This window comes from Paenibacillus vulneris (assembly GCF_039543185.1).
GTDB lineage: Bacteria > Bacillota > Bacilli > Paenibacillales > NBRC-103111 > Paenibacillus_S > Paenibacillus_S vulneris.
Genome location: NZ_BAABJG010000003.1, coordinates 156,847 through 172,588, shown reverse-complemented (window position 1 = coordinate 172,588; position 15,742 = coordinate 156,847). Strand labels below are relative to the sequence as shown.

The window sequence follows — 15,742 nt, the reverse complement described above, 5'->3', positions numbered from 1 at the left end:
TTACTGATTTTTAATCCAGAAATTGACGACGTCCTGATAGACCTTGTAGAACTTCTCGCTGTCGTACTGCCATACGTTCAGCTCGTTAATGTTTTTGCTGTTCTTATGCTTCACATCGTCGCGGGTCATCCAGGAGCCGACTTCGTTGAACGGCGCCGTTCCCTCTCCCTTGCCGTCCGCTTCCCCGGCCATCCAGCGCAGCAGCAGCTTCGCCGCATTCGGATGAGGCGCCTTGTTGCCTACGAACAGCAAGCCTTCGTCTACGACCGACAGCCTCGGCTTCATATCCCAAATGATATCGGCCTTCAAGCCCTTGGCGGCCATTTTGCGAATATCTCCCGACACCCCGATGAACACGGGAGCCGGCTTGTTCGGCGCCGCTTTGCCTACGGCATCTTGACCGTCGCCGCTTGATTTTACGAGGATGACATTTTTATAGAAGCGCTGCAAAAATTCGTAGCCGGCGTTAGGCGTCCCGTTCAAGACGATGTCCGTACCGAACTTTTCTTTGTACGCTTTGGCCATTTCATCTGAATTGACGACGAACCCTACAAACATATCCATTTGAGTCGGTGACTGCATCGGATCGACCATCAGCACCCGGTTCTTCCACTCCGGCGTCGTCAAATCCCACCAGTTGTTCACCGGAGGCGTCTTATTCTGCTCAGTATTGTAGAACAGCGTGCGGAATTCCAGGTAGGGAACGAAGGCGATTCCTTTGCTGCGCCAAGGCTCGTAAATATGCTTTGCGATATCATCCGGGAGGTATTTGAACAGCATGCCTTTCTTGACCAGCTCCTCCTCGATGCCGCCGCCCACTTCCTTGGTCAAGACCAGATCGGCATTAAAGATGCCTGCAGCCTGCTCCCGAATGACCTTATCCATGATGACGTTGGATTTCAGATCGAACGCCTCGACCTGAATGCCGGGGTACTTGGCCTCGAACGTCTTTTCTACATCATTAATGCGCCCTGAAGTGGAGTACACCGTCACCTTGCCTTCTTTTTTCGCTTTCTCATACAGCTCATCTACCGTTTCCGTCTTGTACAAGCCGTTCTGCTCCGCCCACTCCGATTTACCCTGTCCTGATGCGGCTGCTGCTCCTCTATTGGCTGCGGGATCTGTTGAAGCTTTGGGGGTTGAAGTGCTGCACGCTGCGATTACTATGCTGAAGGCTGCTAGCAGAGCGCAAGTCGTCCTCGCTTTTTTCATGGATTTCCCCTGCTTTCCTAAATGAGTTACTCACTGCATTTTGAGCCAAAACTCCCTGAACTTCACATAATTTTTATAGAAAAAGTCGGAGTCGTAATCCCACACATGGAGCTTATCGATCGGCAGCTGGTCGGTCCGTCCGTTATCGGTTCGGGTCGACCACGAGCCCATAACATTGAAGGGCTTGAACCCGTCGCTCTTGCCGTCGGCTTCCCCTGCCATCCAGCGAATCATCAGCTTGGCGGCGTTGACATTAGGCGCTTTATCGGCCACATACAAGTAGGACGGCCCGACAACGGAAATGCGGGGCTTCACGTCATAGGTGGCGGCAATGTTCAGGTTCTTCTCCACGACATCCCTCAGCTTGCTGGAGGCGCCGATCCCGATAGGCGGCTTGCCTTGGCTAGTTGCGCCTACGGCTTCCACGACCTCGTCGCTTGATTTCATCAGGACCGGGTCATTTTTCAGGAAGCGCTTGATAAATTCGTAGCCGGCGTTTTCCGTACCTTCGAGCACGATATCCTTGCCGAATTTGTCCTTATAAGCCTGCTTCATTTCGTCGGCGTGCTGGACCATGGCCAGGAACAGATCCATCATATCGGCCGAATCGATCGGATCGTTCAGCAGCACCTTGCCCTTCCATTCCGGCAGGGTCAAATCCCACCAGTTCGTAATCGGAGATGTTTTGTACACGTCCGTGTTGTAAAAGATCGCTCGCAGGCTGAAGTACGGCACAAGCCCGCTGCTCTTGCTTTTGTAAGGCTCAACCATCTTCTCCGATAAATCTGAAGGCACATATTTATGAACCAGCTTCTTGGATGTGAGCTCCGTCGATACGGCTCCGCTGGCGTCCTTAACGAAGATGACGTCCGCATTGTAAATACCTGCCGCCTGCTCCCGAATGACCTTCTCGACAATATCATTGGTCGACAAGTTGAAGGCCTCTACCTTAACACCCGGATATTTGGCCTCGAAGGTCGCCTTAACATCCTTAATCCGGCTGGATTGGGAATAGACGACAACCTTCCCTTCCTGCTTCGCCTTGGCGTACAGCTCGTCGACAGTCTCCGTCTTGTTCAGCCCGTTCTTCTCCGCCCATTCATTGGCTGCCTGAATATTCGTTGCCGCCCCCTGCTTCCCGTCTCCGCCCGAGCCTTGACCTCCGGTTCCGTTGCCTGAATTGCAGGCAGCAAGCATGAACAGCATCGTAAACGAAACCAGCAGCGCGGTAACCGCTTTGCGCTTTGTCCTCATTATGATGAAGCCTCCCGTTTCATAATTTGCAGGCATATTCATCGATGATAGCGTTTGCAATAATTGTTTCTTTCAGAAAGGATATTCGTTCCCTACTGCTGCTTCAGCCAGAAGTCGCGGACCTTAGGCGAATTCTCATAGTAGAAGACCGGGTCGTATTTCCATACGTTCAGCTTCGCAAGCGGCAAATCCTCCACCTGCTTGACGTCCGACCGCGTCGGCCAGGCTCCCCAAATATTGAACGGCTTCAAGCCATCCCCGTTGCCGTCCGCTTCTCCGGCCATCCAGCGGATGAGCAGCTTCGCCGCATTCGGATGCTTCGACTGATCCCCGATATACAGGAGCGCCTGCTCCACATGGGACACCTTCGGCTTAATATCGTAGGAGACGCCGAGCTTGAGCCCCTGGCCCTGCGCTTCACGCAGCTTGGTGGAGACCGCCAGCCCGACAGGCGGCTTCGTCTGCCCTGTTTTGCCGACCGCTTTGACAATATCCCCGCCTGAATTGGTCAGGATCAGGTCATTCTTGGCCAGACGGCGAATGAATTCATATCCGGCATTGGGCGAACCGTTCAGTTCAATGTCCTTACCGAATTTCTCCTTGTAAGCCTGCTTCATGTCGTCCGCATTCTGGACGAAGGCCAGGAACAGGTCCATCGTATCCGCCGACTTCATCGGATCGCTGATCATTAGGCGTCCCTTCCATTCCGGCGTCGTAAGATCCCACCAGTTCGTGATCGGAGGCGTTTTGTATACTTCGGAGTTATAGAAGATTCCTCTCACTTCGACATAAGGAACGAAGCCGTCGACCTGCGTTTTATAAGGCTCCACCATTTTGCCCACAAGATCGCTCGGCATATATTTATGGACGATGCCTTTTTTGAGCAGCTCCATCGTGAACGTGCCGCCCGTATCCTTGGTGAAAATAACGTCCGCATTATAAATGCCAGCGCCATGCTCCCGGACCAGCTTCTCCAGCATATCGACCGAGCTGATATTATAGGCCTCTACCTTCACACCCGGATATTTGGCCTCGAAGGAGTCCTTGACATCGCTGACACGGCTCGACATGGAGTACAATACGACCGAGCCTTCCTCCTTTGCCTTGGCGTAGAGCTCTGCCGAAGTCTCTGTCTTATTCAGTCCCGCCTTCTCCGCCCAACCGGCTGCGTTGCCCGAATCTCCGTTTGCAGCATTGCCTTTACTGCCCGTCGTCCCCCCGCAGCCGCTTACGGCTAACAGGACCGAGCTCAGCAGCAAAGCGATGGTTGTTCGGCTTGCTGTCTTCCCCATGGGATAACCCCCTTTTTAATATTGTGCCAACAGCTGTTCGATTAAGCGCTTACCCTTATAAGGAACCATGTATTCCTTCCTAGCCGGAATCATCTTGCAGGCTGCTCCAGCCATTCGGACCATGATAATTCGTATCTCGTACGCGCGTTTTGAACGCAGTATTTGTAAAATCGACGGACAAAATCCAGCCGTTCCATCGCCGCCTCGTATTTGTAAACATCGTTCGGATCCATCCGGTGAAAATCTCTTCCGCCGATAGCGGTATTCCGCTGCAGCATATCGTCCAGACTTACGTTGACTGCATTCATCATCATGTCGTACATGCAGAAGAACGTACTGGCCCGGCCTACGCCTCCCCGGCAATGAAAATGAAGCCACATGCCTTCAGGAAGCTGCTGAACCCAAGCGATAAAGCGATCTACTTCCTCATTCGATGGTCTGTGATGATCCGTCACGAAAAACCGCTGATACCCTAATCCTTCCTCTTGGGCCAGTGCCTCTTCGCTCAACACCCGCACAGGCTGCTTCAACGGCTGCTCGATCAGTACCGACTTGCCTTCCACGTAGTCGAAGCTTATCTCCGCCTCGCTGCGCAAATTGTGAAGCAGCCGTTCGTTCACAGCCAGCACCTCTTCGTTGCTCAGTCCCTTGTTAGCCCCGTTATGCGCCCCAAGCCAATTGACCGCCATCCCATTGACAAAGCCGTGGCTTTCCTGCCGCAAATCCACCAGCGTAATCGGCACATCACCGATGATGCGTTTGAGATATTGAAGCTCCTTGTGGGAATATTGCCCGCTGGCGGAGGCTCTAAGCTCGCTGAATCCGGTAAGATCCGGTTCGCCCGAATCTGTGGATAACGGGGAAGCTGCCATGCGGAAGCGCTTGGGCGGCCGATCTATATTCTCTCTCTCCACAACCAATTGAATCCTTGCCTCTGCATCCGGATTTGACATCCAAACCGACCTCCCTGCAATGATCAAAAACCATGAAGTAAGCGTTATCATTCAGGCTAAAAATAGAGAGACTTGTCAATGCGAAGTCTCTATTGCTTTGTGCTGTTATCTGGCGATCCCGGAGCAAGTGTTCCGTACGATCAGCTGTGTCTCCAGCGTAATCGAATCCGCCGTCAGGAGATTGTCTGTCATCATCTGCATTAACAGCTCCGCCGCCTTGCGTCCCATCTCCTTGCGAGGCTGGGCTACCGTGGTCAGCTTAATCCAGTGCAAATCAGTGACCTCCAAATTATCGAAGCCGATAATGCTGATTTGGTCCGGTACGGCTACCCCGTTCCTGGCCGTGTATTCCAAAGCGCCTACACCGAGCAGATCGTTCGCCGCAAATACGGCCGTCATGTCCGGGAGCTCTTCCCTCAGTCTTTCCATAGCCTTATACCCGCACTCTATCGTTCGGCCGTTCCACGAGATGCCTCGGGGGGCCGGGGTAATCCCCTGCTTCTTCAAGCTGTCCATATAACCGCGATACCGTTCCTGACCGGTAAACGAATAGCGGGGCATCCCGATAAACCCGATCTGCCTATGCCCTAACGAGAACAAATAATCCATCGCGCGACACGCGCCTTCGTAATGGTTGACGTCAACGAAAGGCATGTTTAGCTCCTCGGGAGGCCGCCTGCGGAGGAAGACCACCGGGATGTTCAACCGCTGCAGCAGCTCCTTCGCGTCGTCATCCAGGAAGTCCGGCGTCACGATAATGCCGTCCATCTTCCTCTCCATCACGCTGTTCAAAAAGCGTTTTTCCTTATCCGGTCTCCGTGACGTATTCACATAAACGACCTGGTATCCGTTCTCCGACAACACTTCCTCTACATCATGGGCCATAGCCGAGAAAAAGGGATCGGTAATATCCGGGATCATCAGGCCTACCGTGTTGGACTTGCGTTGAATCAGGCTTCGCGCCAAAGCGTTCGGCGTATAGTTGAACCGCTTCATGGCTTCAAGCACTTCCTGCTTCGTTTCTTCCCGGATATCCGGATGGTTATTGAGCGCCCGTGATACGGTTGAGACGGAAACACCGAGCTGTTTGGCGATATCTTTAATAGTTAGCATAGTTGGGATTCTCCTTTGGTAACGTTTCCGGTAACGTTACCAAAAGTGTAAAATAAACCGCTTTCTTTGTCAACGAAAACATCTTTGCCTTGCGGTATATTTTTTGTCAGGTCAACTATCGTCCCCGAAAAGAAGCGTTTCGTGATTCCAAGCCCGGCTCTTACAGGAGCTCGCGGTCAACCATAAGCTGCGGCTTCGCTCCTTAAGAAGGCGAGCCGCTCGATGCCAGCCATTGCGACCATGTCGTAGCATAGCCGTCCCGATTGCCTGCGCAATAATCGTAAAATCGATGAAGAAAGTCCAATCGTTCCAAGGCAGGACCGTACTTGAATTCGTCCTTAGGATCAGCGCTGCTTACATCCTTGCCGCCGATTCGGACATGTCTTTCGAATAGATCCTCTCGGCTTACCCGGCCTGCGTGATGCAGCATGTCATACATGAGCATAAAGCTGGTCGTCCGCCCGACACCGCCGCGGCAATGAAAATGAAGCCACGTGCCCTCAGGCAATCCTACGGCGTAGCGGATGAAGCGGTCGACTTCTCCGTCCGACGGCCGGTGATGATCCGTCACAAAGAAACGGATATAGTCCGCCCCCTCGCTCCTCACCATCTCCTCCTCGGTCTGCACGAGCTTCGGGCCCGTGACCGGACTATCCAGATCGACAGATTTCTTCTCCAGCCGGTCGAACACAAGCTCCTGCGCATCCGCAAGCTGCTGCAGAAGACGGCCCTCCTCCGCCCGTATCTCCTCTTGGGTGAGATGCATGTTGCAGCCATTATTGGGTCCATACCAGCTGACCGCCATCCCGTTAACGAAGCCGTGGCTTTCCTGCCTCAGGTCGACAATCGTTATACGCGGCTGGCCAATCGTCTCTTGCATGAGCCGAAGTCCTTGCTGCGAGAATTGGCCGCTGCCCGAAATTCTCAGGTCAGTCAGGCCGGTGAAATCCGGCTGTTGGCTCAAGCCTTCCGCAAGCGGACTGGTCATGCGGAATTTTTTCGGCAGAGCGCGCTTATTGTCCACGTCGATGATGCGATGTACGATTTGACTTTGCACTTCTGTCCCTCTCCTTTTTCGGGTTTTCATTAACCTCACTGGAATCGTTCTATCAAGCCCAGCCGGGTCAGAACGGATTCGTCCTTACCGGAAGCGTCGTTTCCGTCTGCATAAGTCTATGAAGGAGCTTCCAGACCAGCTCCGCACGGACATCCTTGTATTCCGGGGCGTCCCAAACATTCTCGGATTGAAGGGGGTCCTTCCGCAAATCATACAGCTCCCCCTCCTCCCGGTCGTTCCAAACCGTCAGGCGGTAGTCATGACTGCGGAGCGTCTTCTCGAACACCTCGGCCGTATCGATACGGGATACCTCGAAGTTATGCTCGATCAGGGCGAAAGGCGGCCTGCCGGGGTCGTTCTCTCCCTTCAACAGCGGGAGCAGACTTCTCGCCTGCATGGAATGCGGCTTCATGCTGCCCGTCAAATCGCAGATGGTAGGTGCCAGGTCGAACAGCTGAACGATATCCTCCACTACAGGTTTCGTTGGAGGCTGCCGCAGCATCCCCGGCGTTCGTATCATCATCGGGATCCGAATGCTCTCATCCTCGGACCTTCCCTTGCCCCAGCGTCCGTAATCGCCCAGAAATTCCCCGTGGTCGCTGGACAGCAGCACCGCGGTTCGGTCCGACAATCCCGATTCATCGAGATATCGCAGGATCTCTCCCACGCAATCGTCGACATGGGAGACCAGCGTGTAGTAGGCCGCTTTCTTTTGCCGAATCGCTTCCTCGTTGTCCGCCGTAATCTCGCAGTTTCTCGGCAGAGTAACTGCGGCGGGATCATACCGGTCGGCCAGATCGGACGGGACGATAAACGGGGAATGCGGATCGAAGAAGCTCGACCACAGCAAAAAAGGAGTGTCCCCGTAATGCTCCATGAATTCTATGGAAGCCGTACTGACCCACTTGCTGTGAGAAGCCTTTGCCGGGAAGCGGCCTCGGGCGGACAGATGATCCGTCCGGCTTCTCACGCGGGTTGCTCCCGGCTCCAGCCGGACCGCCTCCGCATATTCGGGATAGTTGCGCTCCACCCACTGCGTATACGGATCCCGATAAGTGCCCCGCTCATCCGTAACCTGCAGAGTACGGTACCCGTAGCTCGGATGCGGTGCCGTATGATCGCGGTACGTATGATTCTGCACATGCAGCTTACCGATATGGGCGGTATGATAGCCGCGCTGGCTCAGAATATGCGGGAACGTGACCTCATCCTCCGGCAACCGGACGCCTCCGCCTCTTACCCGGTGGGCATGGGGGAACCGTCCTGTAAGGAGCGAGGATCTTGCCGGCATGCATGCCGGAGCGTTCGTAAACGCATGGGTGAACCGGACTCCCTGTTCCGCCAGCCGATCCATATTCGGCGTATGGACCTCTCGGTTGCCTGCGCAAGAGAGGGCATCCCACCGCAGCTGGTCCACAGTGATGATGAGGATGTTCATCATGGGATTACACCCCCTTTTTCAAAGTGTTTCTTAACGAAATGTAAGGGAAAGCGCTTAACCCTACCTGTTAAAAATATCTCCCAATAGATTCGTCAGGAGCTTCGAATAAGCAGCACAGGTTTTTGGTAACGTTACCGGAAACGTTACCAAAATTGTAAAATAATCCGCGATTTCTGTCAACCCTAAAAATGAAATCGCTTTATTTTTAGTAACCAACCGCCTATCTGCTACATATGATTGTAATGGGAGGTGCTTTGGATGAAAGTGAGAAGCGTCTTGATCTTACTCTTCGGACTTTGGTTAATAGTATCGCCTTGGGTATTCGGTTATACGGAATCCGGGGCAGCGTTCTGGTTCAGCATGGGTGTCGGGCTTATTCAGATCGCAGCATCCCTCTGGTCCATAAGCCAAGCAACGGGAGACTCGCTTCCTAACCTCATCACGGCCGTCACCGGTTTCTTCATGGCTATCGCCCCCTTCCTGCAACGAATAAATGACCATAAGCAGCTATGGCTCGGCGCGGCATTAGGTGTCTTCACGATATTATGCAGCTTCGTCAACCTGGGAACCCGAGGACGGGAATAGCCGCGATTCCGCCATCAGGATTACGATCTCATGAGCTAAGGATGCATAGGATCCCCCAAACTGTAAATACTTTACATAAATGATAAAGCCGAGGTGGAACTATGCTCCGTAATTTCCTTACGCTTCTCAAAGACTATTTCCTGCCCAATCAATTGGATAACCCGTTTCATTACTATGATGAATACGGTCATTACTCCTATTCCAAAATTGCCGAATTGGATTATGAGCCGATCAACGACGATCCCGACTACAAAAAGTTTCAATAGTATCGTCGCCGGAAGCGGCTTACGCAAACGCCAAAAAGGTCCTCTCCCTATCAAAGGGAAAGGACCTGTTTTATGCTTCCTTAGGAAGGCAGCTTGTAGTAGCGAACGCAGGTTGGTTGCGGAATCGAAATCGATTGCCCTGTTGCCGACAGCCTGCCGCTGACTGGGTCCACCTTAAAGACGTGAACCGAATTGGAATCTTTGTTGGCAGCCAGCAAATAACGTCCGCTTGGCGTCAGGCTGAAATGGCGCGGATGCTCGCCCCCTGTGGAAATATGCTGAACCAGGCTCAGCTTGCCGCTGCTCTTATCGATAGCGAACACGGCGATGCTGTCATGTCCCCGGTTGGAGCCGTACAGGAACGATCCGCAAGCGGAGATCTGCACTTCAGCGGTGCTGCTGGTACCGTTAAAGTCCTCCGGCAGAGCGGATACCGTCTGAATTTCCTGCAATTTGCCAGCCTGCCCATCGTAGGTAAATACGGTTATCGTCGAATTCAATTCGTTAATAACATAAGCGTAAGCCAGGGACGGATGGAAGGCAAAATGCCGCGGCCCGGACCCCGGAGCCAGCTTCACATCGTCATGCGGCAGGAACTTGCCCTGCTCCCGGTCCAGACGGTATACCTTGATTGTGTCCAATCCCAGGTCAGGGACGATCACGAATTGATCGGTCGGATCGGTATAGATCGAATGAGGATGCGCGCTTTCCTGCCGCTTAGGCACTACGCTCGAGCCTTCATGCCGTACCTTGTCCGATAGCGGGCCGAGCTGGCCGTTCGGTTGAACCGGGAACAGGTTAATGGTCCCTTCCGAATAACTGACGGTCATCGCAAACTTCTCCGCATGATCGAGATTGATATGCGTCGCCGATTTATCCAGGCTTGGCTCCTGTCCGGCCAAAGACAAGGCACCCGACTCCGAATCAATCCGGTACGTCAGCACGGCTCCGCTGTCCTGCCCTTCATCCGCTTGAGTATAGGAATACAGCAATCCCTTGGACTGGCTGACCGTCAAAAAGGTAGGGTTGATCAGACCCGACACGGTTTCGATACTTGAAAGCTCCCCCGATTGCTCGTCCAGCATATAAACGTGAATCCCCGGCGATTGTTTCCCCGCATAGGATCCGAAATAGGTAATCCATTTGGCATTTTCCATAACAGCATCTCCTAATCCTTTGGCAGTTTTAAGCTTATTGTACCCAATCGTTCCCTACATTGCCATGTTTCCGGGTTAGACCAAGGATACCTGCTCGCCGCCGCGAATTTCTAAGATATCCCCATCAACACTGATCCACACCGATTTAGCGGAAGGATTGTAGACAAATTCGCTTGAAGCGGAAAATTGAAGCTGGCGGAACGCTTTGAAATAGTCAACGATTTCGATATTCGTTGCATACCAGATATCGTCCTTGTTACTGATATATTGGCAAAAGTTCTCGATCAAATCCCAATTGTTATCCGTGTCGAACTCATAGCTATGACCCCATACGTACATCATGTACAGGTATTGTTTTTTATGCAGCTCTACGAAAGTCTCGGCCAAGCTCATTAAATTCCGCTTGTGGTGGCAGGTCGGCTTCCACTCCATCCAATCGTCAGGAAGCCCGAAGCCCCCGGTCGTCTCTACGACCCTGGCGTATTCGATGCCCAGATAGGGCAGCGTTTCTTTAATCTGGCGGTTGAAGGAGCCGTTAGGATAGGACAGCCCGCGAACCGTATAGCCTACCATCTTTTCCAGCGCCTTGCGGTCCTCCAGCACCTCTTCAAGCAGCTGCTCTCTCGGTGATCTCACGATCGTCGGGTGTGTGACGGTGTGGGTGGACACCTCTTGCCCCTTGTACAGCTCCGCGGCCTCTTCCTTCGTGATTCTGTCACCGGTACCCATCAAACCGGAATTAATATGAAAAGCGCCCTTGATTCCATAGTCGTTGAAAATCTGGACAAGCCTGCGGTCCGCCGCTCTCCCGTCATCATAGCTCATCGTCAGTACTTTGAATTTGCCTTGCGGATAAGTCATCAATATTTTAGGCATTCCCGTAACAGCCTCCTATATGGATATCCATAGTGTGCAAATCTACTATAGCTCTAGTTTATCACCGATAGCATATTGTGGAAATGATTTTAGCAGGATTGAGGTTTCCGGCTTGCCTACGATTGCAATCTTCCGGTTAAAATAACAAAAAAGCCGCTCAAAAGCCTAAGATGACTTTTGAACGGCTCTCCTCATTGCTTCCCGCCTTTATTTAAGAAAAAGATTCTCAGGAGCAGGCGTTACGGTAGTTATGCTATAGCCAGACTGGCCCGGTTGGCTGGCAACAACGGGGGTAAAAATACCGCCGCCGCCATTACCGCCATTGCCTCCGCTGGCACCGCCGCCATGACCGAACCCTACATAAGATGACGATCCGGCATTAGCTCCGCCAGCACCCCCATTGACTTGCAAGCTTCCGGTAACGGAGGGAGAGGTGGACGAGATGAGATGGATAATACCGCCGCCACCTCCGCCGCCTCCGCCTTCTCCGTCTCCCCCGTTACCGTCCCAGCCATTAGAACCGTTTCCTCCATTTGCCCTGATTGCTCCAGCAATGATGATACCGGTCTTGGCTCCAATAACGACAACACCGCCTCCGCCTCCGCCTACTCCATAAATCCCTGATGAAGGGGTTTGCGGATTGGTCCCGTTATTGCCATTCGCATTAATGGACCCCGAGCTGACCAGCCTAACGGTTCCTTTGGCCAGTAGAACAATAGCGCCTCCGCCTTCGCCTCCTGCGCCATCCGAATCCCTGCTCCCCGCTCCTCCTCCGGCAGCACCAGGCAAAGTCGCTTGTGCAGCTTGCAGATAGGAAAGGCCTACTCCGCCGTTAAAAACCCCTGCCCCGGCCAAGGAAACGCCGGAATTCGCGGCACCTTCCCCGCTATCCTGAGCCCCGGGAGCGACCGTAAGGGTCCCGTTAATCGTTATATCCCCTGTTGCCCGTATTACGGTTCCGCTTGGCACGGTAAGATTGCCCGAAATCGTGACCGAAGTAAATTGAAGATTCGTAATAGCACTGGATCTTCCCGTTAAATCCGTCGATGTTGTAGCATTCCATGCCCCTGCGGATCCGTCTCCATACATGCTGACCGCATCTCCCGAACCGGCCGGCCCTTGCGGACCCGTAGCCCCCGTCGGGCCTACTGGACCTTGCGGGCCTATTGAGCCTTGAGGGCCGACGGGTCCGGTCGCACCAGGATCGCCTTTGTCTCCCTTGACACCTTGCGGACCTGCCGGACCGATATCGCCCTGGTCTCCCTTATCTCCTTTAGGCCCCTGCGGACCCGCAGCTCCCGTTGGTCCGGCTGCCCCTTGATCGCCCTTATCTCCCTTAGATCCTTGGGGGCCAACAGGTCCTGCCGGACCGGCCTCTCCTTGGTCTCCCTTATCTCCCTTCTGGCCCTGCAGACCCACCGGGCCTACGGCTCCCGTATCCCCTTGGTCACCTTTATCCCCTTTCGGGCCTAGAAGGCCTTGCGGGCCTTCCGGACCCGCCGGTCCAGCCGGTCCCACAGCCCCGGTGTCCCCTTGGTCGCCTTTATCCCCCTTGGCGCCTTGCGGGCCTGCCGGACCTGCCGGTCCTACGGCTCCGGCATCTCCTTGATCGCCTTTATCTCCTTTGGGACCTTGAGGACCTGCATCCCCTTTTTGCCCTTGCGGACCTGTGGGACCTTGATCTCCTTGAAGCTTGAGGGTATACATCTTTTCGCCTGCATTACAGCTTGCTCCCGGCGCCAAAAAGCTCATTTGTCCGCCGGCGCTTACGCATACATTAATAGAATCAAGCAGCGTCGCTGCCGCTTGTGCCCCGGAGCCTTGATAAGCGAACGTAAGAGATACGATGGCCGCAGCCATGCTCCATTTACCTAGTTTTCTCATTGCGAATCCCTCTCCCGAATAAATTCCTGTTACATGAACTGAATCAGCCTCAGCATCCGGCCAAGCATGGTTGCAGCTTCAGCGCGGGAAGTGTAGCTTCCTGGCTTGAATTCCTTTTGCTCGTTTCCTTCCACAATTCCCGCTTGAATAGCCGCTCTAACATCATTTATTGCCCATGCTGACACTGCGGCTTCGTCAGCGAACTTTTGAAGAGCCGCAGCATTTCCTTCCGGCTGTACCGATGTGTACTTCATCGCTTTCATAAGCATTCCGGCCAGCTCTTCTCTTGTAATGTTCTGCATAGGGCGGAAGGTCCCGTCGTCATAGCCTGAGATCAGCCCCGCCTTGTACGCCGTGTTAACCGACGATTCATACCAGCCTCCTAATGCATCGGAGAACGGGCTCTGTTCTTTGGATTCGTTCAAGCCCAGGGCTCGTACCACTAGGGCTGCCATTTCGGCGCGTGTAATAGAAGCATCGGGGTCAAAGGCGGAATCGCTTCGCCCCTGAATCACCAGCTTGGACGCAAGCTGCTCCACGAGAGTCTCCGACCAGTGACGGCTTAGGTCTTCGAAGGAAACAGGACGGTCAAGGACTGCATATATACTTGTACCCTGCCGTTTCATCACGGCAGACCATTGGCCATCGACCATGCGAAAATGCGTCGGAACAAAGCTGAACCGGTTTGCATCGGGAATCCACCAGACGCCGGTCGCCGTTTCCGGAGGCTTCACGTTCCCTAGCCCCAGAGACCTTTCGATGTAACGGTGAAAGCTCGTGATAAATACTGACTGATGATTGTCCCCTATCACCTGAACTTCAAATTCCATCGGGTCCGTCAGGAGGCGCGCATTCATCTGCTGCCCCAAAGCTTTGATAGCCGCCAGGGTACGCTGATCCGGTTCACGGATGCTGATTTGCAGACTCACGGAGGTCTCCGGGAAGCCGTACGTCGTACTGTAAGCTTGTAAATCCAGCTCGGCTGCAGGCAGCGTCATAGTCGCCGTACCGGCTTTAATCAACAGTACCGTCTGAGGATTCAGCTGCTGAATCTGCTTCAAAATACCAGCCGGAATCTCGACCTTACCGCCTTCAGAGGATGTCGTGATAGTTACCGTTCCCTTCTGGATGTCCTCGACGGTTATGGTCTGCTTTTGATTCAACCCGTCTGTCGTAATAATTCCAATCTGGAGCCCGGGCGGTGTACCCGGAGAAGACGATCCTGATGAAGCAGGCCGAGAGCTTCCTCCTCCGCCGCTTGATGGGGCAATGACCTGAATTTTGGCGCTGGCGGTCAGTCCGCCGTACGTCGCGGTCAATACCGTCTGTCCGGGCTGAAGAGCCTTGATGATTCCGCTGCTGTCAACAGAAGCAACAGAGGAATCCGACAAAGCATAGGCAGCATATCGGGATACTGGGGTCATGCTTCCGTTGGAGTATACCGCTTCCACAACGGCGGCCTGCTCTTGGCCTCTTCTTATAACAAAGGATTCCGGGTTAAAGGTCAGCTTTGTTAACACATTCTGAGGGCTTTCTCCCGTGAAAATAACCGCTGCGCTCGAAGCCATCGGCTGTCCATTCACCATCCCGCTAATCTGCGCAATCCCGGAGGATAACGGAGCCTTCAGGATAGCCTGGTAATAACCGTGATTCACGTAGGTTGCAGAGAGAGTGACAGGGATAGGAGCCTGATTCGGGGCGTCCGCAGGAATGGCTCCAGCTTCAAGCTGAACTTCCATCGGAGAAGCCGATTCGGCATTGGGCCTCATGTATCCCAAAGTTCCGTAAAGCGGCGACACCATTGCCGTTTCCATACTCCCATAAGTGACATAGGTTACGCCGCTCAATTGCCCCAGCGTAGTTGAAAGCTGAAGAGAATCCGCGCGTTCAGCAATGTCATTTCCATGGCTGTCTTTAAGAAACACAGAGATGACCGTCTGACTCGCCCCATCCGCCGGCAGCGATTGCCGTTCCGCCACAATGAGCGTCTGTGAAGGAGAGACAGCACCCGCCGTAAAATTCACTCTGGCCATGTCAGAAATGACGACACCGTCTACATCCGCACTAATATACGCTACTCCCGACGAGACGGGTGCCGTCAGCACGGAGGTGTACTGCCCGTACACGGAGGCTGTAACCTGCGGATCCAGCTGGCCTAGAGTCGTATGAAATTTTACTCTGTCCGGGGAGACGGATAGATCGTTCCCGCTTCCGTCCTTCAAAATCGCAGATAGGATTGTGTGACTGTTTCCGTCTGCCAGCAGCACCGTTTCCTGCGCATACACCGAACCGATGACGGTCGCCCCTGGAGATGTATTATTGGCAGCAGCAGCGGAAGGATTAAAATGAAAGAAACCTGCAATCAGCAAAAAAGCCATAGCTTGGGCCATAACTTTCCGCAGCCTGACATTCCAAAAGCGTGTGGTATACATCTTAATTCGACCATATCCTTTCCTATTGGTTCATGAATCTAGTTCGTTGGTATTGCTCCTTATGGAAGCCTTCCTCCCATTCTTATGTATTATTTACATCAGTAGGAAATGAGTCCTACCATGCATTGCGATATTCATTATACATGAAGCTTGCATCATTGCTAGGTACATTATAAAAATTTTATACTTCCTCTATGAAAGCTTAATAGAAACGGACTCC

The 15,742-nt window shown here is 53.4% G+C and carries 13 protein-coding genes; 2 read left to right on the top strand and 11 right to left on the bottom strand.

Annotated features, from left to right (window positions below; genetic code table 11):
* From ABEA66_RS02190 to ABEA66_RS02160, 7 genes are all read right to left on the bottom strand, one after another.
* Positions 1 to 1,212 carry an ABC transporter substrate-binding protein gene (locus ABEA66_RS02190; protein WP_345585646.1) on the bottom strand — a complete coding sequence of 404 codons (1,212 nt, stop codon included), beginning with the start codon at positions 1,210 to 1,212 and terminating at the stop codon, positions 1 to 3.
* Positions 1,213 to 1,242: 30 nt separating this feature from the next.
* Entirely contained in the window at positions 1,243 to 2,466 is a 1,224-nt protein-coding gene (locus tag ABEA66_RS02185) for an ABC transporter substrate-binding protein (RefSeq protein WP_179136139.1), read from the bottom strand.
* 92 nt (positions 2,467 to 2,558) lie between these two features.
* Positions 2,559 to 3,758, bottom strand: coding sequence for an ABC transporter substrate-binding protein (locus ABEA66_RS02180; protein ID WP_345585642.1), 1,200 nt, complete (start codon positions 3,756 to 3,758; stop codon positions 2,559 to 2,561).
* A gap of 89 nt (positions 3,759 to 3,847) precedes the next feature.
* Positions 3,848 to 4,711 carry a phosphatase domain-containing protein gene (locus ABEA66_RS02175; protein ID WP_345585640.1) on the bottom strand — a complete coding sequence of 288 codons (864 nt, stop codon included), beginning with the start codon at positions 4,709 to 4,711 and terminating at the stop codon, positions 3,848 to 3,850.
* Positions 4,712 to 4,816: 105 nt separating this feature from the next.
* A complete protein-coding gene (locus ABEA66_RS02170; protein ID WP_345585638.1) occupies positions 4,817 to 5,824 on the bottom strand; it encodes a LacI family DNA-binding transcriptional regulator in 1,008 nt (335 codons plus the stop codon).
* Between the two features lie 202 nt (positions 5,825 to 6,026).
* Positions 6,027 to 6,881, bottom strand: a complete 855-nt coding sequence (locus tag ABEA66_RS02165; RefSeq protein ID WP_345585636.1) for a protein-tyrosine phosphatase family protein — start codon at positions 6,879 to 6,881, stop codon at positions 6,027 to 6,029.
* A 67-nt stretch (positions 6,882 to 6,948) separates the two neighbouring features.
* The gene (locus ABEA66_RS02160; protein WP_345585634.1) at positions 6,949 to 8,322 is read right to left on the bottom strand and encodes a sulfatase family protein; all 1,374 of its coding nucleotides are present in this window, start codon (positions 8,320 to 8,322) and stop codon (positions 6,949 to 6,951) included.
* Between the two features lie 258 nt (positions 8,323 to 8,580).
* On the opposite strand from ABEA66_RS02160, the gene ABEA66_RS02155 reads away from it, so the two are divergent.
* Complete coding sequence (locus ABEA66_RS02155) at positions 8,581 to 8,907, top strand: SPW repeat protein (RefSeq protein WP_079912491.1); 327 nt, start codon at positions 8,581 to 8,583, stop codon at positions 8,905 to 8,907.
* 101 nt (positions 8,908 to 9,008) lie between these two features.
* Complete coding sequence (locus ABEA66_RS02150) at positions 9,009 to 9,173, top strand: hypothetical protein (RefSeq protein WP_179136136.1); 165 nt, start codon at positions 9,009 to 9,011, stop codon at positions 9,171 to 9,173.
* Positions 9,174 to 9,253: 80 nt separating this feature from the next.
* On the opposite strand, the gene ABEA66_RS02145 is transcribed toward ABEA66_RS02150, so the two are convergent.
* From ABEA66_RS02145 to ABEA66_RS02130, 4 genes are all read right to left on the bottom strand, one after another.
* Positions 9,254 to 10,330: a lactonase family protein gene (locus ABEA66_RS02145; protein ID WP_079912490.1), complete on the bottom strand. Its 1,077-nt coding sequence runs from the start codon at positions 10,328 to 10,330 to the stop codon at positions 9,254 to 9,256.
* 75 nt (positions 10,331 to 10,405) lie between these two features.
* Positions 10,406 to 11,206, bottom strand: a complete 801-nt coding sequence (locus ABEA66_RS02140) for a polysaccharide deacetylase family protein (RefSeq protein WP_079912489.1) — start codon at positions 11,204 to 11,206, stop codon at positions 10,406 to 10,408.
* 207 nt (positions 11,207 to 11,413) lie between these two features.
* On the bottom strand, positions 11,414 to 13,090 hold the full coding sequence (locus ABEA66_RS02135; RefSeq protein WP_345585628.1) for a collagen-like domain-containing protein: 1,677 nt from the start codon (positions 13,088 to 13,090) through the stop codon (positions 11,414 to 11,416).
* Between the two features lie 29 nt (positions 13,091 to 13,119).
* Complete coding sequence (locus ABEA66_RS02130; protein WP_179136135.1) at positions 13,120 to 15,480, bottom strand: S-layer homology domain-containing protein; 2,361 nt, start codon at positions 15,478 to 15,480, stop codon at positions 13,120 to 13,122.
* Between the last annotated feature and the right edge of the window lie 262 nt (positions 15,481 to 15,742).

Coding starts and splice junctions, on each gene's coding strand:
- ABEA66_RS02190 (WP_345585646.1), bottom strand. CDS start 1,212: ATGAAAAAAGCGAGGACGACTTGCGCTCTGCTAGCAGCCTTCAGCATA.
- ABEA66_RS02185 (WP_179136139.1), bottom strand. CDS start 2,466: ATGAGGACAAAGCGCAAAGCGGTTACCGCGCTGCTGGTTTCGTTTACG.
- ABEA66_RS02180 (WP_345585642.1), bottom strand. CDS start 3,758: ATGGGGAAGACAGCAAGCCGAACAACCATCGCTTTGCTGCTGAGCTCG.
- ABEA66_RS02175 (WP_345585640.1), bottom strand. CDS start 4,711: ATGTCAAATCCGGATGCAGAGGCAAGGATTCAATTGGTTGTGGAGAGA.
- ABEA66_RS02170 (WP_345585638.1), bottom strand. CDS start 5,824: ATGCTAACTATTAAAGATATCGCCAAACAGCTCGGTGTTTCCGTCTCA.
- ABEA66_RS02160 (WP_345585634.1), bottom strand. CDS start 8,322: ATGATGAACATCCTCATCATCACTGTGGACCAGCTGCGGTGGGATGCC.
- ABEA66_RS02155 (WP_079912491.1), top strand. CDS start 8,581: ATGAAAGTGAGAAGCGTCTTGATCTTACTCTTCGGACTTTGGTTAATA.
- ABEA66_RS02150 (WP_179136136.1), top strand. CDS start 9,009: ATGCTCCGTAATTTCCTTACGCTTCTCAAAGACTATTTCCTGCCCAAT.
- ABEA66_RS02145 (WP_079912490.1), bottom strand. CDS start 10,330: ATGGAAAATGCCAAATGGATTACCTATTTCGGATCCTATGCGGGGAAA.
- ABEA66_RS02140 (WP_079912489.1), bottom strand. CDS start 11,206: ATGCCTAAAATATTGATGACTTATCCGCAAGGCAAATTCAAAGTACTG.
- ABEA66_RS02135 (WP_345585628.1), bottom strand. CDS start 13,090: ATGAGAAAACTAGGTAAATGGAGCATGGCTGCGGCCATCGTATCTCTT.
- ABEA66_RS02130 (WP_179136135.1), bottom strand. CDS start 15,480: ATGGCCCAAGCTATGGCTTTTTTGCTGATTGCAGGTTTCTTTCATTTT.